The organism is Pseudomonas sp. LP_7_YM (genome assembly GCF_004364435.1).
Taxonomy (GTDB): domain Bacteria; phylum Pseudomonadota; class Gammaproteobacteria; order Pseudomonadales; family Pseudomonadaceae; genus Aquipseudomonas.
This window is the reverse complement of the sequence record NZ_SOCT01000001.1, coordinates 262,659-277,480: the sequence shown is the minus strand read 5'-3', so window position 1 is coordinate 277,480 and position 14,822 is coordinate 262,659. Positions and strand designations below refer to the sequence as shown.

Genomic DNA, 14,822 nt, shown 5'->3' with positions numbered 1-14,822 from the left:
CATCCCATGTCCTATGAACATATTCTGGTAGCCGTGGACCTCACTGAAGAGTGCGACCCGGTGATCAAGCGCGCAATGAACCTCGCCCTTGCCAGCAACGCCAAGCTGTCGTTGGTGCACATTGTCGAACCGATGGCGATGGCCTTTGGCGGCGATGTGCCGATGGATCTCTCGCAACTTCAGCAACAACAGTTCGACCAGGCGAAGGAAAAGCTCAACAGACTGAAAAACAAATACCCGGAAGTGAAGACCGGCGACAGTCATCTGACCTATGGCCAGCCTCGTCATGAAATCCATCAACTGGCGAAGGAACATCATGTCGACCTGATCGTCGTCGGCACTCATGGCCGTCATGGCCTGGCTCTGCTTCTGGGCTCCACGGCCAATGATGTGCTTCACGGAGCGCCTTGCGACGTTCTGGCAGTACGTCTGGTCAAGACGCCCCAGTAATCGAGCGGTTAAACAAAAAGCCCGAATCCTTGAAAGGCCTCGGGCTTTTTGTTGCAGCGCGTTAGCGGATTATTCGTCCAGCTCGGCCCAACGCTCAACCAACACGTCCAGCTCCTTATTCAACTGCTCAAGCGAAGCCAGGGCCTTGGCAGTCTCAGCCGCCGGACGCTGGTAGAAGGCCGGATCGGCGATCTGAGCTTCTACAACAGCGATCTGCTTCTCCTTGGCATCGATTTCACCCGGCAGAGCTTCAAGCTCGCGCTGGAGTTTGTAGCTGAGCTTTTTCTTGACTGAAGGCGCAGCTTCCTGAACCGACGCGGGAGTTGCCTCAGGCGTGACGATCGCCGAGTTCAAGTCAGCCTTGCCGGATTTGCTTTCCGTCACGCCCAGCAAACGCGGCGAACCGCCCTGACGCAGCCAGTCCTGATAGCCACCGACGAACTCACGCACCTTGCCCTCACCTTCGAACACCAGAGTGCTGGTGACCACGTTATCGAGAAATGCCCGGTCGTGGCTGACCATCAGTACGGTGCCTTTGAAGGTCAATAGCACTTCTTCAAGCAGCTCGAGGGTTTCAACGTCCAGGTCGTTGGTCGGTTCGTCGAGCACCAGCAGGTTGGCCGGCTTGCTGAACAACTTGGCCAGCAGCAAACGCGCACGCTCGCCACCCGACAGCGCCTTGACCGGCGTGCGCGCACGCTGGGGGCTGAACAGGAAATCGCCCAGGTAGCTCAGCACATGGCGGCTCTGGCCGTCGATATCGATGAAGTCCCGCCCTTCGGCGACGTTGTCAATCACGGTTTTTTCGAGATCGAGCTGGTGCCGCAACTGGTCGAAATACGCGACATCCAGCCGCGTCCCCACCTCAACCGAGCCGCCGGTGGGCTTGAGGTTGTCGAGCATCAGCTTGAGCAGCGTAGTCTTGCCGGTGCCGTTGGCACCCAGCAGACCAATGCGGTCTTGGCGCTGCAGGACCATGGAAAAATCCTTGATCAGCATCGGGCCGCCCGGGTGAGCGAAACTGACGTTGTCCAGCACCATGACCTGCTTGCCGGACTTATCAGCGGTGTCCAGCTGAATGTTGGCCTTGCCGGTGCGCTCGCGACGTTCGCCACGCTCGACGCGCAAGGCCTTGAGTGCGCGCACACGGCCTTCGTTACGGGTACGACGCGCTTTGATACCCTGGCGAATCCAGACTTCTTCCTGCGCCAGACGCTTGTCGAAGAGCGCGTTCGCGGTTTCTTCGGCGGAGAGCATGGCCTCCTTGTGCACCAGGAAGCTGGCGTAGTCGCCATTCCAGTCGATAAGACCGCCACGGTCCAGCTCGAGAATGCGGGTGGCGAGGTTTTGCAGGAAGGAGCGGTCGTGGGTGATGAACAGGACGGCGCCCTGGAACTCTTTCAGGGCTTCTTCGAGCCAGGCGATCGCACCGATATCCAGGTGGTTGGTCGGTTCGTCGAGCAGCAGCAGATCTGGCTCGGAAACCAGCGCCTGGGCCAGCAGCACACGGCGACGCCAGCCCCCGGACAGTTCAGCCAGAGTCTTGTCGGCCGGCAGTTGCAGGCGGCTGAGCGTGCTGTCGACCAATTGCTGCAGGCGCCAGCCGTCACGGGCTTCCAGATCCGACTGCACATGCATGAGCTTGTCGAGGTCTTCGGCGGTGACGATGTTCTGGCTCAAGTGATGATATTCGGCGAGCAGAGCGCCTACGCCATCCAGGCCTTCGGCTACGACATCGAACACGGTGCGGCCATCGGCCACGGGCAATTCCTGAGGCAACTCGCCGATCTTAAGGCCCGGCGAACGCCAGACACTGCCGTCATCGGGCAGTTGAATGCCCTTGACCAGCTTCAGCATGCTGGATTTGCCGGTGCCGTTGCGACCGATGATGCAGACCCGCTCTCCACGGGCGATCTGCCAGGACACCTTGTCCAACAACGGCATGGCGCCGAACGCAAGGGACACATCGGTGAATTTGAGCAGGGTCATGAGCTTCTCCAAAAACCGGGGGCGCATTCTACCTGAGATACCCGGTAGGTGGGGGATTGGATGTCGGAGGCTCGCGGTTGTGTAAAGCATGGGCAGGGATCTGCAATTTAGAGTAGCGCCAGGCTGTGTTCGGCCCCATTGTCAACGCGCGTACTGCGCCTCTGAACCGGACGTTTGTTTCCATCTATGACTACCGACAAGTGAGCGCTTCAACCGGCGCTGGCAACAGGCTAAGCTAGCGACACTTTTAACGGTCCATCTGCACGGAAGTCTCATGCGCAGTCGTTTGTTCAGCCTTTTGTCCTGCCTGCTTCTGTCGGCCACCGCAGCTCAGTCCGTCCAAGCGGTCGACCTCGCCACCCAACGTCAGTATTACGATCAAGCCAAGCGAGCCCTGGCCAAGGGCGATGCTGGCCCGTATCGCCTGTACGGCTCGGCACTGGCCGATTATCCACTGGAGCCCTATCTGGCGTACGACGAGCTGACCGCTCGGCTGAACAGCGCCAGTGACGATGAAGTCGAGCGCTTCCTTGCCGAGCACGGCGATCTGCCGCAGGCCAACTTTATGAAGCTGCGCTGGTTGCGCCTGCTGGCTTCGCGCGGGGACTGGCAGCCGTTCGTCAAATATTACGATCCCAAACTCAACTTCACCGAGCTGGACTGCCTTTATGGCTCCTATCAGTTAAGTCACAACCTGCGTTCGGAAGGCTACGCCAACGCGGAAAAACTGTGGATGACCGGCAAAACCCTGCCAACTGCCTGTGACGCCTTCTTTACCCAATGGGCGGTGGAAGGCCAACTGACCGAACAGAAGCGCTGGCAGCGCGCCAAGCTGGCGGCACAGGCGCGCAACTATGCGCTGGCCAACCAGTTGGTCAACAGCATGACCACCCTCGCCCCTCAAGGTCGTCTGCTGATCGCCGTGGCTCAGAAGCCTGAAATGGTCAACAGCCAAGGGCAATTCATGCCCGCCGATGAGGCCATGTCCGATGTGGTCGGTCTGGGTTTGCGCCGGCTGGCCAAGCAGGATCCGCAACGGGCAATGGAGTTGCTCGACAGCTATGCACCGATGTTGCATTTTTCCCATGAAGAACAGGTGCAGATCGCCAAGGAAATCGGCCTGACCCTAGCGCGCAGCTATGATGACCGCGCCCTGGGGCTGATGACCCGGTACGACCCGGACCTGCGTGACGACACCGTGACCGAGTGGCGTCTGCGGCTGTTGCTGCGTCTTGGCCGCTGGAACGACGCCTATGAACTGACCCGACGTCTGCCCCAGGATCTGGCGACCACCAACCGCTGGCGTTATTGGCAGGCCCGTTCTCTGGAACTGTCGCAACCCAACAGTCCGTTGCTGCCGGCGATGTACAAGGCTGTGGCCAAGGAGCGTGACTTCTACGGTTTCCTGGCCGCAGATCGCACGCAGACGCCTTATATGCTCAACAACAGGCCATTGCCGCTCACCCAGGCCACCATCAACAAGGTGCGTAACACTGCGGGTGTGCGGCGTGCGCTGGAATTCTACGATCGCGGCGAAGTGGTGAACGGTCGCCGCGAGTGGTATCACGTGACTCGCCATTTCAACCGTGACGAAATGGTCGCCCAGGCCAAACTGGCCTATGACATGCGCTGGTACTTCCCGGCCATTCGCACTATCAGCCAGGCCCAGTATTGGGACGATCTGGACATCCGCTTCCCCATGGCCCACCGCGATACGCTGGTGCGCGAGGCACAGATTCGCGGTCTGCACTCCAGCTGGGTGTTCGCTATCACCCGCCAGGAAAGCGCCTTCATGGACGATGCCCGCTCGGGCGTCGGCGCCAGTGGCCTGATGCAACTGATGCCGGCAACGGCCAAGGAAACGGCGCGCAAATTCAGCATTCCGCTGGCCTCACCCGCACAGGTGCTGGACCCGGACAAGAACATTCAGTTGGGAGCGGCCTACCTGAGTCAGGTCCACACCATGTTCAACGGGAATCGGGTATTGGCTTCGGCAGCCTATAACGCTGGCCCCGGCCGCGTGAAGCAGTGGCTCAGAGGCGCAAACCATCTGGCGTTCGATGTGTGGGTCGAAAGCATCCCGTTCGACGAGACACGTCAGTACGTGCAGAACGTGCTGTCTTACGCAGTGATCTATGGTCAAAAGCTCAATGCGCCACAGCCGCTGGTGGACTGGCACGAACGCTTCTTCGATGACTTGTGAATATGCGGATTCAGTAGAGCTGACTGCCAGCGGGGGCGTTCCAGGATTCGCCACCGCCGGTCAGCCCACCGATTAACGCGGATTAACAAACACTCATTCCAATACTTCCACTTTCATTCCAAGCTCCACGACACCCGCTCCATCGCTGACCATGTTCTGGCCGAACCAGATCTGGCCTTCTTCCTCCCGATAGGTCTTGAGCGTAGTCAACGGCTCGCGATCATCGCTGCGTTCACCCGTAGCGGGATCAAGCGTGGTAAGGATGCAACGCGCGCAACCGCCGAGCAGTCGGAATTCCAATTTTCCGATGCGAATGCGCTTCCATCCGTCTTCGGCGAAGGCTTCAGCGCCCTCCACGACCAGGTTCGGGCGAAAACGCAGCATCTCCTGAGGACGGCCAATCCGGGTCGACAGATCGTCCAGTGATGCCTGACCAATCAACAGCAGCGGGAAGCCATCTGCGAATCCGACCTTGTCATCGACGCAACCGTAGCCCGGCGGCAGGCCGCGGGCGCGATCCTTGGGTATGTGCACGACGCGCGCAGTTTTGCCGATGAAGTCGCTGACCCACTGTGCCGCTTCATCGCCAGCGTCAGGCACTCGCAACGTATCGCGCCAGACGGTGACACCCCGCAGGTTGTCCTCGACATTCTCGGGGAGCGCGACATCCAGCGCAGTGAGTCCCGGCGCCGAAAGCGTAATGCCGCCGTGCTCGTTCCACTGCACCGAAAGCTGTGACATGCCAGGCAAAGCGCGCTGAGTGAAAAAGCGGCCGCTGCTTTCGTCTACCAGCATCCAGCGTCGATCACCAGTCAGCCCCAAGTCATCGAAGGCGGCCTGTTGCAGTGGCTCCGCCTTGCAGGATTTCAGGGGATAGCGGTATAGCGCGCTGAGGTGCAGCATGGACGCGTCCTTATGGCTGGGCACAAAACCCATACTTTATAGGAGCCTTTGCGTCAGCGAACGGTACAGGTGTAAAAAAGCCCCTCCATACAGCAAGGGGCTCAAAGAAAGCCTGGAGGCGTCTCAGTTGTCGAGCATCAAGCGCTCACGCACCACGTCCACCAGTTTGTCCGGCTGAAATTTGGACAGAAAATTGTCACAGCCGACCTTTTTGACCATCGATTCGTTGAAGCTGCCCGACAGAGAGGTATGAAGCACCACGTAAAGACCGCGCAGGCGAGGATCGTTGCGTATCTCGGTAGTCAATCGATAGCCATCCATTTCCGGCATCTCGGCGTCGGTGAACACCATCAGCAACTTGTCAGTCATCACCTCCCCGCTGTCAGCCCAGGCCTTGAGCATGTTCAACCCCTTGAGCCCGTCGCTGGCAACGTGCATCTTCACGCCAAGCTGGCCCAGCGTGTCACGCAGCTGCGAGAGCGCTACGTTGGAGTCATCCACCAGCAGCACTTCACGCCCGCGGGCGAGCGCCAGCACCGGGTCTTCGAGTTTATCGCGGGAGACCTTGGCGTTGTAGGGCACGATCTCGGCAAGTACTTTCTCGACATCGATGATTTCAACCAGTTGATCGTCGACCTTGCTGATGGCGGTCAGGTAATGTTGACGTCCTGCGCTGGTCGGTGGCGGCAGAATGGCTTCCCAGTTCATGTTGACGATACGATCAACACCGCCTACCAGAAAGGCCTGAACGGAGCGGTTGTATTCAGTGACAATGATGGTACTCGATGCGCCTGGCACCAGCGGACGCATGCCGATTGCCTGAGACAGGTCAATGACCGGCAATGTCTGCCCGCGCAGGTTGACCACGCCGCAGACGAACGGATGGCGCTGCGGCATCAGGGTCAACTTGGGCAATTGCAGCACTTCCTGCACCTTGAACACGTTGATCGCGAACAGCTGTCGACCGGCCAGGCGGAACATGAGAATTTCCAGGCGGTTCTCACCTACCAGCTGTGTACGTTGGTCTACCGTGTCGAGAATGCCAGCCATCTGTTGCTCCTGGAGCAGGGTTCAAGTAAGTCCGCCTATCTTTTATCGGCAGCGCCGGGGCAGACCTTAATGTAGAAAAATCCCCTGCGCCATAGTTGATATCACATTAACATCATGCTTGACTGTCGGACAGTAGAACACCCGGATATACATGCCTTCAGCGTGGCCCGGGACAGGCTTGCCGCATGGCTTCTAGGGGTATTCCTTATTCGTCATCAGGGCAAACCTGATATTCGTGGTTTCTAATAGCCATTATTGTGACGTCATTCTCACTGAATGAATGGAGTCAGGTACGTGGTCGTGCTTGTGGAATCTCTCGATCCCCCGAAACCCGTTATCACGGAGCCGAGAAACCGGAACACCAGGGACGGTATTGCACGCGATCGTTTTCCATTGACTGCAAACGATTCACGATATTCAGAAACGCCCTACAGACTTTCATTCGCCTTCGGCATTAACTTTGGCCCACTCGCCCCGCGTGATCCTGGATCGCTATCCATGAAGAGTGAAGACCTCAGATGCTGAATGGCAACGACGAATGGCAGCAAACGCCCGGCGATTTTCTCAGCGAGGCGTACCCGCTTGTTAGCCGCGCCGACGAATGCCTGAGCCATCTGGAACTGATCCGCGACGACAGGGACGCAATCGATTGCCTGCTCGATACACTGCGGCAGATCGCCGGCAAGGCGGACGTCGCCGCGGTGCCGTCCATTGCCAGTTTTGCTCGACAGATTCGTCATTTGCTGCATGGCGCCAGCGTCGCCGGACCTCTTTTGCCAAACACGCTGGTGTGTCTGCGACAATGCCTTTGCCTGCTGTCCTGGCAGGTCGAACTGGTCGACCCGCTTACGGGTCTGCTGCCGCTGGACGACAGCGAGCAAAAGGAACTGCTTGAGCACTTGCGTTGTTTTTGCGCAATCAGCCAGATGCAGAGCAACCAAGCCGGTTCAGTGGTGTTGCCGGTGCCTGGGCCCGCCCCTCATCAGGGTTTCGGCATTAGCCGGTGAGCCGACCGCTGATCCAGGCGTTGAAACCGCAGCCCAAAGCGCTTACCGCCCCGACGACAGGGTGCCAGGACGAAACACTGCACACACTTTTCGCGCAAATACAGGTCGTCTCTCGGCGTTCATCAGCAGTATCGGTGCGCAAGCAGTACAGATTGCCCGACTGTTAACGGACAGGCTTATTTATACTCGGCGCTGATTGCACCGGCATTTAAGGTAAGATCGGCGGCCGCGATTACAGTGCCTTTGTCATTGTTTGAACACCTGTTGAAAGTCCAAGAGCGCTTTGTGCACACACATACTCGAGAGCAGGCGCGCTACGTTGTCCCTCTTAACGGAACTGACAATGAACGTTCAGGCATCCGCAACGATTATCCGATGGCTTCATCGCTATGCATGGCAGCAACAAGACTTTGAAGTTACGGCCCATGAATTCCAACAAAGTATCTGGCTGGATAATGGCGGTCATTCTGGCGACTACTGCGTGTAACGCCGTCGCCTGGCTCTACGACAGCAGCCTGCTGTGGGCGCTGCTTAATATTCTGGCGTTATTGACCTGCTGGTACGGCCTGAGCCGTGCCAACCACACAATCCAGTTTCAGCCTCAGGAATTGGCAGACCACATGCTGAACGTCCAGGAAGCCGAGCGTCACCGTCTAAGCAGGGAGCTGCATGACGACATCGGACAGATGCTGACGGCCGCCAAGCTGCAATGTGGATGGCTGCAGCGGCGCGCCCCTCAAGACCTGCACCTGCATTGCACGATGCTTGACAGTATCCTTGATGAAACCCTGAGCAAGGTTCGGGATGTGTCGGCGAGCCTCAATCCTCGACAACTGGCCAGCTTGGGCCTTGAGGCCAGTCTGCGTGCGCATTTGCTGCAAACGCTGGCTCAGACGCCAATACTCTGGAGCCTTGAATGTCAGCAGCGACTGGCCGGAATTCCGGAAGAAATGGCGATCGCAGCCTTTCGCATTACTCAGGAGGCAGTTACCAATATGCTGCGCCATGCCCAGGCGAAGAATCTGCGGGTGCGTATTCAGCGGCTTGCCGAAGGGCTGGCGTTGAGCATCTGCGATGACGGCCTTGGTTTCTCACCGGCACACAATCCCGGCGCGCAGGGTCAACGAGGGATGGCGGGCATGGAGGAACGAGCCACGCTACTCGGCGGGCATCTGACGGTTGATAGCAAACCTGGTTGTGGCACCCGCATTCAAGCGCTGTTCCCCTGGCCCCCGCGTACCCGCGAGCGCGCCAAGAGCGCTGAGACAAGTAAGCACTCATGACCTGCAATCTTCTTCTGGTCGATGACCACGCCCTGATTCGTGCCGGTGTTCGGTCGCTGTTGTCCGACATACCAGGCTATGAGGTCATTGGTGAGGCGGACGATGGCGAGCAGTTGCTGGAGATGACCCTGGACCTCAAGCCAGACATCATCCTGCTGGACATCTCCATGAAGGACAGCGACGGGCTGGACGCCCTGGAACGGCTGCACCGTGCGCTGCCCAGCAGCAAGGTCCTGATTCTGTCCATGCACGCCGAACCTCGGTTGATCATGCGCGCCCTGGAGGGCGGAGCCCACGGCTACCTGCTCAAGGACGCCACCGCCACCGAGATCGAGCAGGCTTTGGATGCATTACGCAATGACGAGCGCTACCTGAGTCCGGCCATCGCCCACACCGTTATCAATCAAGCGCTGATGAGTGGTCAGTCGGGCAAGGCCGAAGGGGTCGAGAACCATAACCTGACCGCGCGGCAACTGGAGATCCTGCGCCTGATCGTTCGCGGCAAATCCACCCGGGAAATCGCTAAAGGCCTGGGCCTGAGCGTCAAGACCGTCGAAACCCATCGCTCGCAGATCATGAAACGCTTGCAGATTTTCGACGTGGCAGGGCTGGTGCTGTTTTGTGTCAAAGAGCAGATCATTAGCCTGGATGACTGACACAGTCGCCCCCCAATGGACATCTGCACCCGTCTGCCAGACCGCCCTTCACTCGATTCGCCTGGCGCCACCCAGCAGCGGTGAATGCGCGGGCAGATGAATGCGCAGGGCGGCCGGCCGGGCCTCAAAGCGCAGCTGTTCACCGCGAAGGGGCTCGCCGTCCAGATTGATATCCAGCCCCCGGGTAGATTTCAGCTCGACCCAGGGCAAGCGCGCACGTACGAACAAATTGTCGATCCCCAAACCGCCCTCGAGCAGGCTCTTGAGGGTGCCGACCACTTCCTGCGGCGCGGGCAGGATACTGATATCGAGCAAGCCATCATCGGCCAACGCGGTGGGGCACAATGGATGACCGCCGCCCGCCTGCCGGCCATTGCCGATGCCCAGGGCGAGCAAGTCACCGCGCCAGTGGAAGTCCGGACCACTCAATTCGCCGTAGGCAGATTTCAACTCGCTGAAGCGCGAAAGCCCGGTGAACAGATAGGCAGCACCACCCAGCACTTTCTTCAAATCTTCAGAAGTGCTGGCGGTCACCTGGCTGCCAAATCCGCCCGTGGCCATGTTGAGAAACAGCTGACCGTCTACAGATCCCATGTCCACCGCGCGTGCGGGCACATCCAGCAAATCCAGAGCCCGCTCGATGTCCAGGGGAACGCCCGCAGACCGTGCGAAATCGTTGGCCGTGCCCAGCGGCAGGATAACCAGACTGGCTTCGGTATCGGCCAGCGCCAGCGCCTCGGCGACTTCCCGCAGCGTGCCATCGCCTCCACCGGCGATGATCCGGCGATGGCCGGCCTGCAACGCGTCGGCAACCAGCCGCTGAGCATCACCCCCTTCCCATGTCACCCGCACGTCAAGCTCCCAACCATGGTTGCGCTTGCGCTGCACAGCATTGCGAACGTCCTCGTTGAGCGCCTGCTTGCCATGGAGAATCAATACTGCCCTGCGCTCCGTCATATGCCTTCACTCCGTTATACGATTCACTGCGTCAAATATTGACCTCACGCCCTGACGAAAAAGCCCACCGCAAAAATATTTTTTATCTCCACCGCCCATCCCGGACGCCCGCAGATATTGGATCCTATCCCTATCGCGCTGCCTGACACCTGCTCAAAACACGCAGGTTCAGCTGGCTCTATGCTATCGGCCACCATGACAGTGCCTGTTTCATGGGCTTTACTCACCCCCAGCACTCGTTTGAGGGAATAACCGATCCGCATTGGAAGTAGTCCTGCATCAGAAATGAGAACAACGAAGCTTCTTCTCATTGCTGGGATTGAAATGCCTTTCGACAGAGCGCTTAATCGACAAAATATTGGCTTTTTCTGGAAAAGATAGAAAAAACGTCACTATATTGACATTTTCTGCCGATTCAGCGGATAGGTCAGTCATGGATTCACGGATCGAAGATATGAGGATGCCCCCATGCGACTGCAACCGGTCGACAGTCTTCTGCTCAGCCGCACGAGTCTGATCGAGTATTTCCTGTTCGCCGTCAGGCTGGTCCATGGAGTGACCTGCATTCTGCCCGGCCTCTTGATCCTTTGCTTCTGGCAAGACGGACTTTCCGAAGTCCCGCAAAGCTATCTGATGTTGCAGGTGCTGTTCGCAGTGGTCTGCGTGCTCATGTTCCAGGCACTCGGGGTGTATTCCGAAAGCATCTTCAGCAATCGCTCTCGCTTCAAGATGATCCTGTTCATCTGGTCCTCGGCATTCTGTGTCCTGCTCTTCATGCAACATGCCATGGCGCTGTTCGGTTACGTCACCCGCGGACAACTGATGGCCTGGTTCCTCGCCAGCCTGGTGATGTTCTGCGTAGAGCGCCTGCTGTTGCTGTTGATCTTCAAGCATCTGATGGCCCGCGGATTCTTCCTCCAGAACGCAGTGATCCTCGGCGCCACCGAAAATGGCCAACGGCTGGCCGAATACCTGCTGCAGAACCAGGATATCCGCTCGGGGGTTCTGGGTTTCATTGACGACCGCATCGGCCGTTTGCCAAAAACCATGGTCAACCTGCCCCTGCTGGGCAACATCCGCGACCTGGAAGTCCTGATTCGCCAAGAGAAGGTCACTCAGGTGCTGGTCGCCCTGCCCTGGTCGGCCGAAAACCGCATGAATTACATCATTCGCGAGCTGCGACGTCTGCCTGTGAACGTGTTGCTGGTTCCGGACATGGTGGCCTTCCGGCACGCCCATAACCGCATCACCGAAGTGGCCAGCCTGCCGATGTTCAATGCCTCGGAAGTGCCCTTGCGCGGTTGGTCGCCGTTGTTCAAGCGCACCGAGGACATGCTGCTCTCGAGCCTTGCTATCCTGCTGTTGTCCCCGATCCTGCTGGTGATCGCATTGGCGATCAAGCTGGACTCCAGAGGGCCGGTGCTGTTCTGGCAAAAGCGTTATGGCTACAACAACCGCTTGATCACTGTGTGCAAATTCCGCTCGATGTACAGCCATCAGGCTGATGCAACCGCCGAGCAACAGACCGTCAAGGGTGATGCCAGGATCACGCGGGTCGGGCGCTTCATTCGCAAGACCAGCCTGGATGAGTTGCCGCAGTTGTTCAACGTGTTCGCGGGCAGTATGTCGATGGTGGGGCCGCGCCCACATGCCACGGCCACCAAGGCCGCCGGCATTTTGTTCGAGCAAGCTGTCAAGGAGTACACCTCGCGTCATCGGGTCAAGCCGGGCATCACCGGACTGGCGCAGATCAACGGCTTTCGTGGTGAGACAGATACCGTGGAAAAAATCGAAAAGCGCATCGAGTTCGATCTTGAATACATCGAAAACTGGTCCGTGTGGTTCGATCTCTACATCCTTCTGCGCACTGTTCCGGCAGTGCTTTTCTCTCGAGAGGCCTACTGATGGGCACCCTGATTCCCTGCATTATCGCCGGCGGCGCCGGCACCCGTTTGTGGCCAGTCTCCCGTGAAGCAATGCCCAAACCGTTCATGCGATTGCCAGATGACGAAAGTCTGCTGCAGAAAACCTTCAAACGTGCCAGCGGCCTGCCGGGTGTGCACCACCTGCTGACGGTGACCAACCGCGAAGTGTATTTTCGCACTGTCGATGAGTATCGATTGTTGAATGCACACAAGATCCAGCTGGACTTTTTGCTGGAACCCTTTGGCCGCAACACGGCGCCGGCGATCGCTGCCGCCGCTTTACATGTGCAAGCCCTGCACGGTCATGACGCGCAACTGCTGATCCTCCCCGCCGACCAGTTGATCAGCGATTTCGACGCATTCGCTGGGGCGGTCGCTACGGCGCAGGCCCTTTGCGAAGAGGGTTGGCTGGTGACTTTCGGCCTGGTTCCGACCCGTGCCGAAACCGGGTTTGGCTACATCGAAAAAGGCCAGGCCCTGAATGAGAAAGGCTACCAGGTCGCGCGTTTCGTCGAGAAACCCGATGCCGCCGCCGCCAGCGAATACCTAAAGAACGGTCTGCACCTATGGAACGCCGGGATGTTCTGCATGCGCGTCGACGTGTTGTTGCGGGAACTGGAAACCCATGCCCCCGACGTGCTGGATGCGGTACGGCAATGCCTCGCGCAGAGTCTCAGCAAGGTAGGCGACCACGAATCGCAGACCGAACTGGACGCCGCCACCTTCACCGAGGTACCGAACATTTCCATCGACTATGCGCTGCTGGAGCGCTCGCAAAAAGTCGCCGTCGTGCCTTGCGAACTCGGCTGGAGCGATATCGGTTCGTGGCAGGCCATTCGTGAACTGGCACCCGCCGACGAGAATGGCAACCAGTGCAACGGTCAGGTGGTGTTGCACGATGTCACCAACTGTTACATCGACTCAAAGAAACGCTTGGTCGGCGCCGTAGGCCTGGACAACCTGATCATCATTGATACCCCGGATGCGCTGCTGATCGCCGATGCCGAGCGCACTCAGGAGGTCAAACTGATCGCCCAGGAACTCAAGCGCCAAGGTCATCCGGCGTACCTGTTGCACAACACCGTGACGCGTCCGTGGGGCACTTATACGGTGCTGGAGGAAGGCAAACGCTTCAAGATCAAGCGCATCGTGGTCAAACCGCAGGCGTCGTTGTCGTTGCAGATGCACCATCACCGCAGCGAGCACTGGATCGTGGTCAGCGGCATGGCCCGAGTGACCAATAACGAGCGCCAATTCATGCTCGACACCAACGAATCGACTTTCATCAAGCCCGGTCATAGCCACCGTCTGGTCAATCCGGGGGTGATCGATCTGGTGATGATCGAAGTCCAGAGCGGCGAGTACCTGGGCGAGGACGACATCGTGCGTTTTACCGACGTCTACGGTCGGGTTCCGGACGCACCGAAAACCTGATCGACAGCATCACGACCAAGGTCGCGCGCGTCGCGGCCTTGAACCGTGCGAGGCAACGGCAACACCGGATACTTCACACCGCGACATCAAAAACATTGGGCTTGGCAGTCTCGCCAACATGATCGTTTTACCCGTAAGGGAGCCTTATTCATGGATGACAGGAGTTTTGGACCAATGAAGTACACGCTGCTGCTTGCCAGCGCCGTGCTGCTGTGCGCATGCAACACGCCCGCACGGATCGGGCTGCCCGATTCACCCGAGATCAAGGCGGCGCAGGACGCGGGCCGTGCCTTGGCGGGCAAACCATTGCCGCCCGAGCGTATCCATGCCGGCGATACCTTGCGTATCGTGCGCAACACCGGTGAAGCGCCGTCGATCTCGGCGTTTACCGCGAACTCGATCTATGAGCTGACGCTGTTCCCGGTGCTCAACGACGGCACCTTTTCCTACCCCTACATCGGTTCAGTGAAGGCCGCCGGGTTGACCATCCCGCAGTTGATCACCGAGCTGGAAGGCAAGCTGGCGCCGGTCTATCGGGAAACCGCCCTGACCATCAACATCAGTCAGGCGCCCAGCAATGTGGTGTTCGTCGGCGGGGCCGTGCGCAATCCATCCAATCTGCCGGTTCCAGTGGCCACCAACCTGGAACAGGCGCTGGTGGGCGTTGGTGGAATCAACGCCGATGCCGATGCCAGCAAGGTGGCCTTACTGCGCCAGGGCGACGATGGCCTCTACAAGACCTATTTCTTCGATTACAGCAAGTTGCTCTATGCAGGCAGCGGTGGCCCGAGCGCCCCGGTGCTGCTACAGCGCGGTGATATTGTGTTCGTCCCCAAGTCCACGGTCGGCAACAAGGTTGATGGCGTGAACATGTATTTCAACCAATTGATTCCCTTCTCGAAATCGCTGGGCTTCGGGGTGAATTACAACTTGCGTGACAGCAATTAATCGGAAGGGATTGCCGA

13 protein-coding genes are annotated in these 14,822 nt (G+C 58.7%); 8 read left to right on the top strand and 5 right to left on the bottom strand.

The features are described from left to right. Positions 1 to 6: 6 nt before the first annotated feature. Complete coding sequence (locus EC915_RS01325) at positions 7 to 450, top strand: universal stress protein (RefSeq protein ID WP_133748726.1); 444 nt, start codon at positions 7 to 9, stop codon at positions 448 to 450. A 69-nt stretch (positions 451 to 519) separates the two neighbouring features. Here EC915_RS01325 and EC915_RS01320 read toward each other — a convergent pair whose 3' ends face one another. Then, positions 520 to 2,439, bottom strand: a complete 1,920-nt coding sequence (locus EC915_RS01320) for an ATP-binding cassette domain-containing protein (protein ID WP_133748725.1) — start codon at positions 2,437 to 2,439, stop codon at positions 520 to 522. A 274-nt stretch (positions 2,440 to 2,713) separates the two neighbouring features. Between EC915_RS01320 and EC915_RS01315 the strand changes: the two genes are divergently transcribed. Continuing rightward, positions 2,714 to 4,642: a transglycosylase SLT domain-containing protein gene (locus tag EC915_RS01315; RefSeq protein ID WP_133748724.1), complete on the top strand. Its 1,929-nt coding sequence runs from the start codon at positions 2,714 to 2,716 to the stop codon at positions 4,640 to 4,642. Positions 4,643 to 4,735: 93 nt separating this feature from the next. On the opposite strand, the gene EC915_RS01310 is transcribed toward EC915_RS01315, so the two are convergent. Next, positions 4,736 to 5,545, bottom strand: coding sequence for an MOSC domain-containing protein (locus tag EC915_RS01310; protein WP_133748723.1), 810 nt, complete (start codon positions 5,543 to 5,545; stop codon positions 4,736 to 4,738). A gap of 123 nt (positions 5,546 to 5,668) precedes the next feature. Beyond that, on the bottom strand, positions 5,669 to 6,595 hold the full coding sequence (locus EC915_RS01305) for a chemotaxis protein CheV (protein ID WP_133748722.1): 927 nt from the start codon (positions 6,593 to 6,595) through the stop codon (positions 5,669 to 5,671). A 518-nt stretch (positions 6,596 to 7,113) separates the two neighbouring features. Between EC915_RS01305 and EC915_RS01300 the strand changes: the two genes are divergently transcribed. The 3 genes from EC915_RS01300 to EC915_RS01290 all read left to right on the top strand — a co-directional run bounded on the left by EC915_RS01300 (position 7,114) and on the right by EC915_RS01290 (position 9,541). Further along, a complete protein-coding gene (locus tag EC915_RS01300) occupies positions 7,114 to 7,602 on the top strand; it encodes a hypothetical protein (protein ID WP_256658622.1) in 489 nt (162 codons plus the stop codon). A gap of 425 nt (positions 7,603 to 8,027) precedes the next feature. Then, on the top strand, positions 8,028 to 8,885 hold the full coding sequence (locus tag EC915_RS01295; protein WP_372237827.1) for a sensor histidine kinase: 858 nt from the start codon (positions 8,028 to 8,030) through the stop codon (positions 8,883 to 8,885). Next, complete coding sequence (locus tag EC915_RS01290) at positions 8,882 to 9,541, top strand: response regulator transcription factor (RefSeq protein ID WP_133748720.1); 660 nt, start codon at positions 8,882 to 8,884, stop codon at positions 9,539 to 9,541. The genes EC915_RS01295 and EC915_RS01290 overlap by 4 nt, the downstream gene beginning before the upstream one ends. 48 nt (positions 9,542 to 9,589) lie before the next feature. Here the strand turns inward: EC915_RS01290 and yegS are convergent, their stop codons facing one another. Beyond that, complete coding sequence (gene yegS, locus EC915_RS01285) at positions 9,590 to 10,498, bottom strand: lipid kinase YegS (RefSeq protein WP_133748719.1); 909 nt, start codon at positions 10,496 to 10,498, stop codon at positions 9,590 to 9,592. A 44-nt stretch (positions 10,499 to 10,542) separates the two neighbouring features. Further along, on the bottom strand, positions 10,543 to 10,761 hold the full coding sequence (locus EC915_RS01280; RefSeq protein ID WP_133748718.1) for a hypothetical protein: 219 nt from the start codon (positions 10,759 to 10,761) through the stop codon (positions 10,543 to 10,545). A 205-nt stretch (positions 10,762 to 10,966) separates the two neighbouring features. Between EC915_RS01280 and EC915_RS01275 the strand changes: the two genes are divergently transcribed. The 3 genes from EC915_RS01275 (at position 10,967) to EC915_RS01265 (ending at position 14,805) form a co-directional block, all read left to right on the top strand. Beyond that, a complete protein-coding gene (locus EC915_RS01275) occupies positions 10,967 to 12,403 on the top strand; it encodes an undecaprenyl-phosphate glucose phosphotransferase (RefSeq protein ID WP_133748717.1) in 1,437 nt (478 codons plus the stop codon). After that, positions 12,403 to 13,857: a mannose-1-phosphate guanylyltransferase/mannose-6-phosphate isomerase gene (locus tag EC915_RS01270; RefSeq protein ID WP_133748716.1), complete on the top strand. Its 1,455-nt coding sequence runs from the start codon at positions 12,403 to 12,405 to the stop codon at positions 13,855 to 13,857. Before EC915_RS01275 ends, EC915_RS01270 begins: the two co-directional genes overlap by 1 nt. Before the next feature lie 174 nt (positions 13,858 to 14,031). Next, a complete protein-coding gene (locus EC915_RS01265) occupies positions 14,032 to 14,805 on the top strand; it encodes a polysaccharide biosynthesis/export family protein (protein WP_133748715.1) in 774 nt (257 codons plus the stop codon). The last annotated feature ends 17 nt before the right edge of the window (positions 14,806 to 14,822 follow it).

Excerpts from the sequence above, each read along its gene's own strand:
- EC915_RS01320 (WP_133748725.1), bottom strand. The coding sequence starts at position 2,439 with ATGACCCTGCTCAAATTCACCGATGTGTCCCTTGCGTTCGGCGCCATG.
- yegS (WP_133748719.1), bottom strand. The coding sequence starts at position 10,498 with ATGACGGAGCGCAGGGCAGTATTGATTCTCCATGGCAAGCAGGCGCTC.
- EC915_RS01300 (WP_256658622.1), top strand. The coding sequence starts at position 7,114 with ATGCTGAATGGCAACGACGAATGGCAGCAAACGCCCGGCGATTTTCTC.
- EC915_RS01275 (WP_133748717.1), top strand. The coding sequence starts at position 10,967 with ATGCGACTGCAACCGGTCGACAGTCTTCTGCTCAGCCGCACGAGTCTG.
- EC915_RS01265 (WP_133748715.1), top strand. The coding sequence starts at position 14,032 with ATGAAGTACACGCTGCTGCTTGCCAGCGCCGTGCTGCTGTGCGCATGC.
- EC915_RS01305 (WP_133748722.1), bottom strand. The coding sequence starts at position 6,595 with ATGGCTGGCATTCTCGACACGGTAGACCAACGTACACAGCTGGTAGGT.
- EC915_RS01280 (WP_133748718.1), bottom strand. The coding sequence starts at position 10,761 with ATGCGGATCGGTTATTCCCTCAAACGAGTGCTGGGGGTGAGTAAAGCC.
- EC915_RS01295 (WP_372237827.1), top strand. The coding sequence starts at position 8,028 with ATGAATTCCAACAAAGTATCTGGCTGGATAATGGCGGTCATTCTGGCG.
- EC915_RS01270 (WP_133748716.1), top strand. The coding sequence starts at position 12,403 with ATGGGCACCCTGATTCCCTGCATTATCGCCGGCGGCGCCGGCACCCGT.
- EC915_RS01290 (WP_133748720.1), top strand. The coding sequence starts at position 8,882 with ATGACCTGCAATCTTCTTCTGGTCGATGACCACGCCCTGATTCGTGCC.
- EC915_RS01310 (WP_133748723.1), bottom strand. The coding sequence starts at position 5,545 with ATGCTGCACCTCAGCGCGCTATACCGCTATCCCCTGAAATCCTGCAAG.
- EC915_RS01325 (WP_133748726.1), top strand. The coding sequence starts at position 7 with ATGTCCTATGAACATATTCTGGTAGCCGTGGACCTCACTGAAGAGTGC.
- EC915_RS01315 (WP_133748724.1), top strand. The coding sequence starts at position 2,714 with ATGCGCAGTCGTTTGTTCAGCCTTTTGTCCTGCCTGCTTCTGTCGGCC.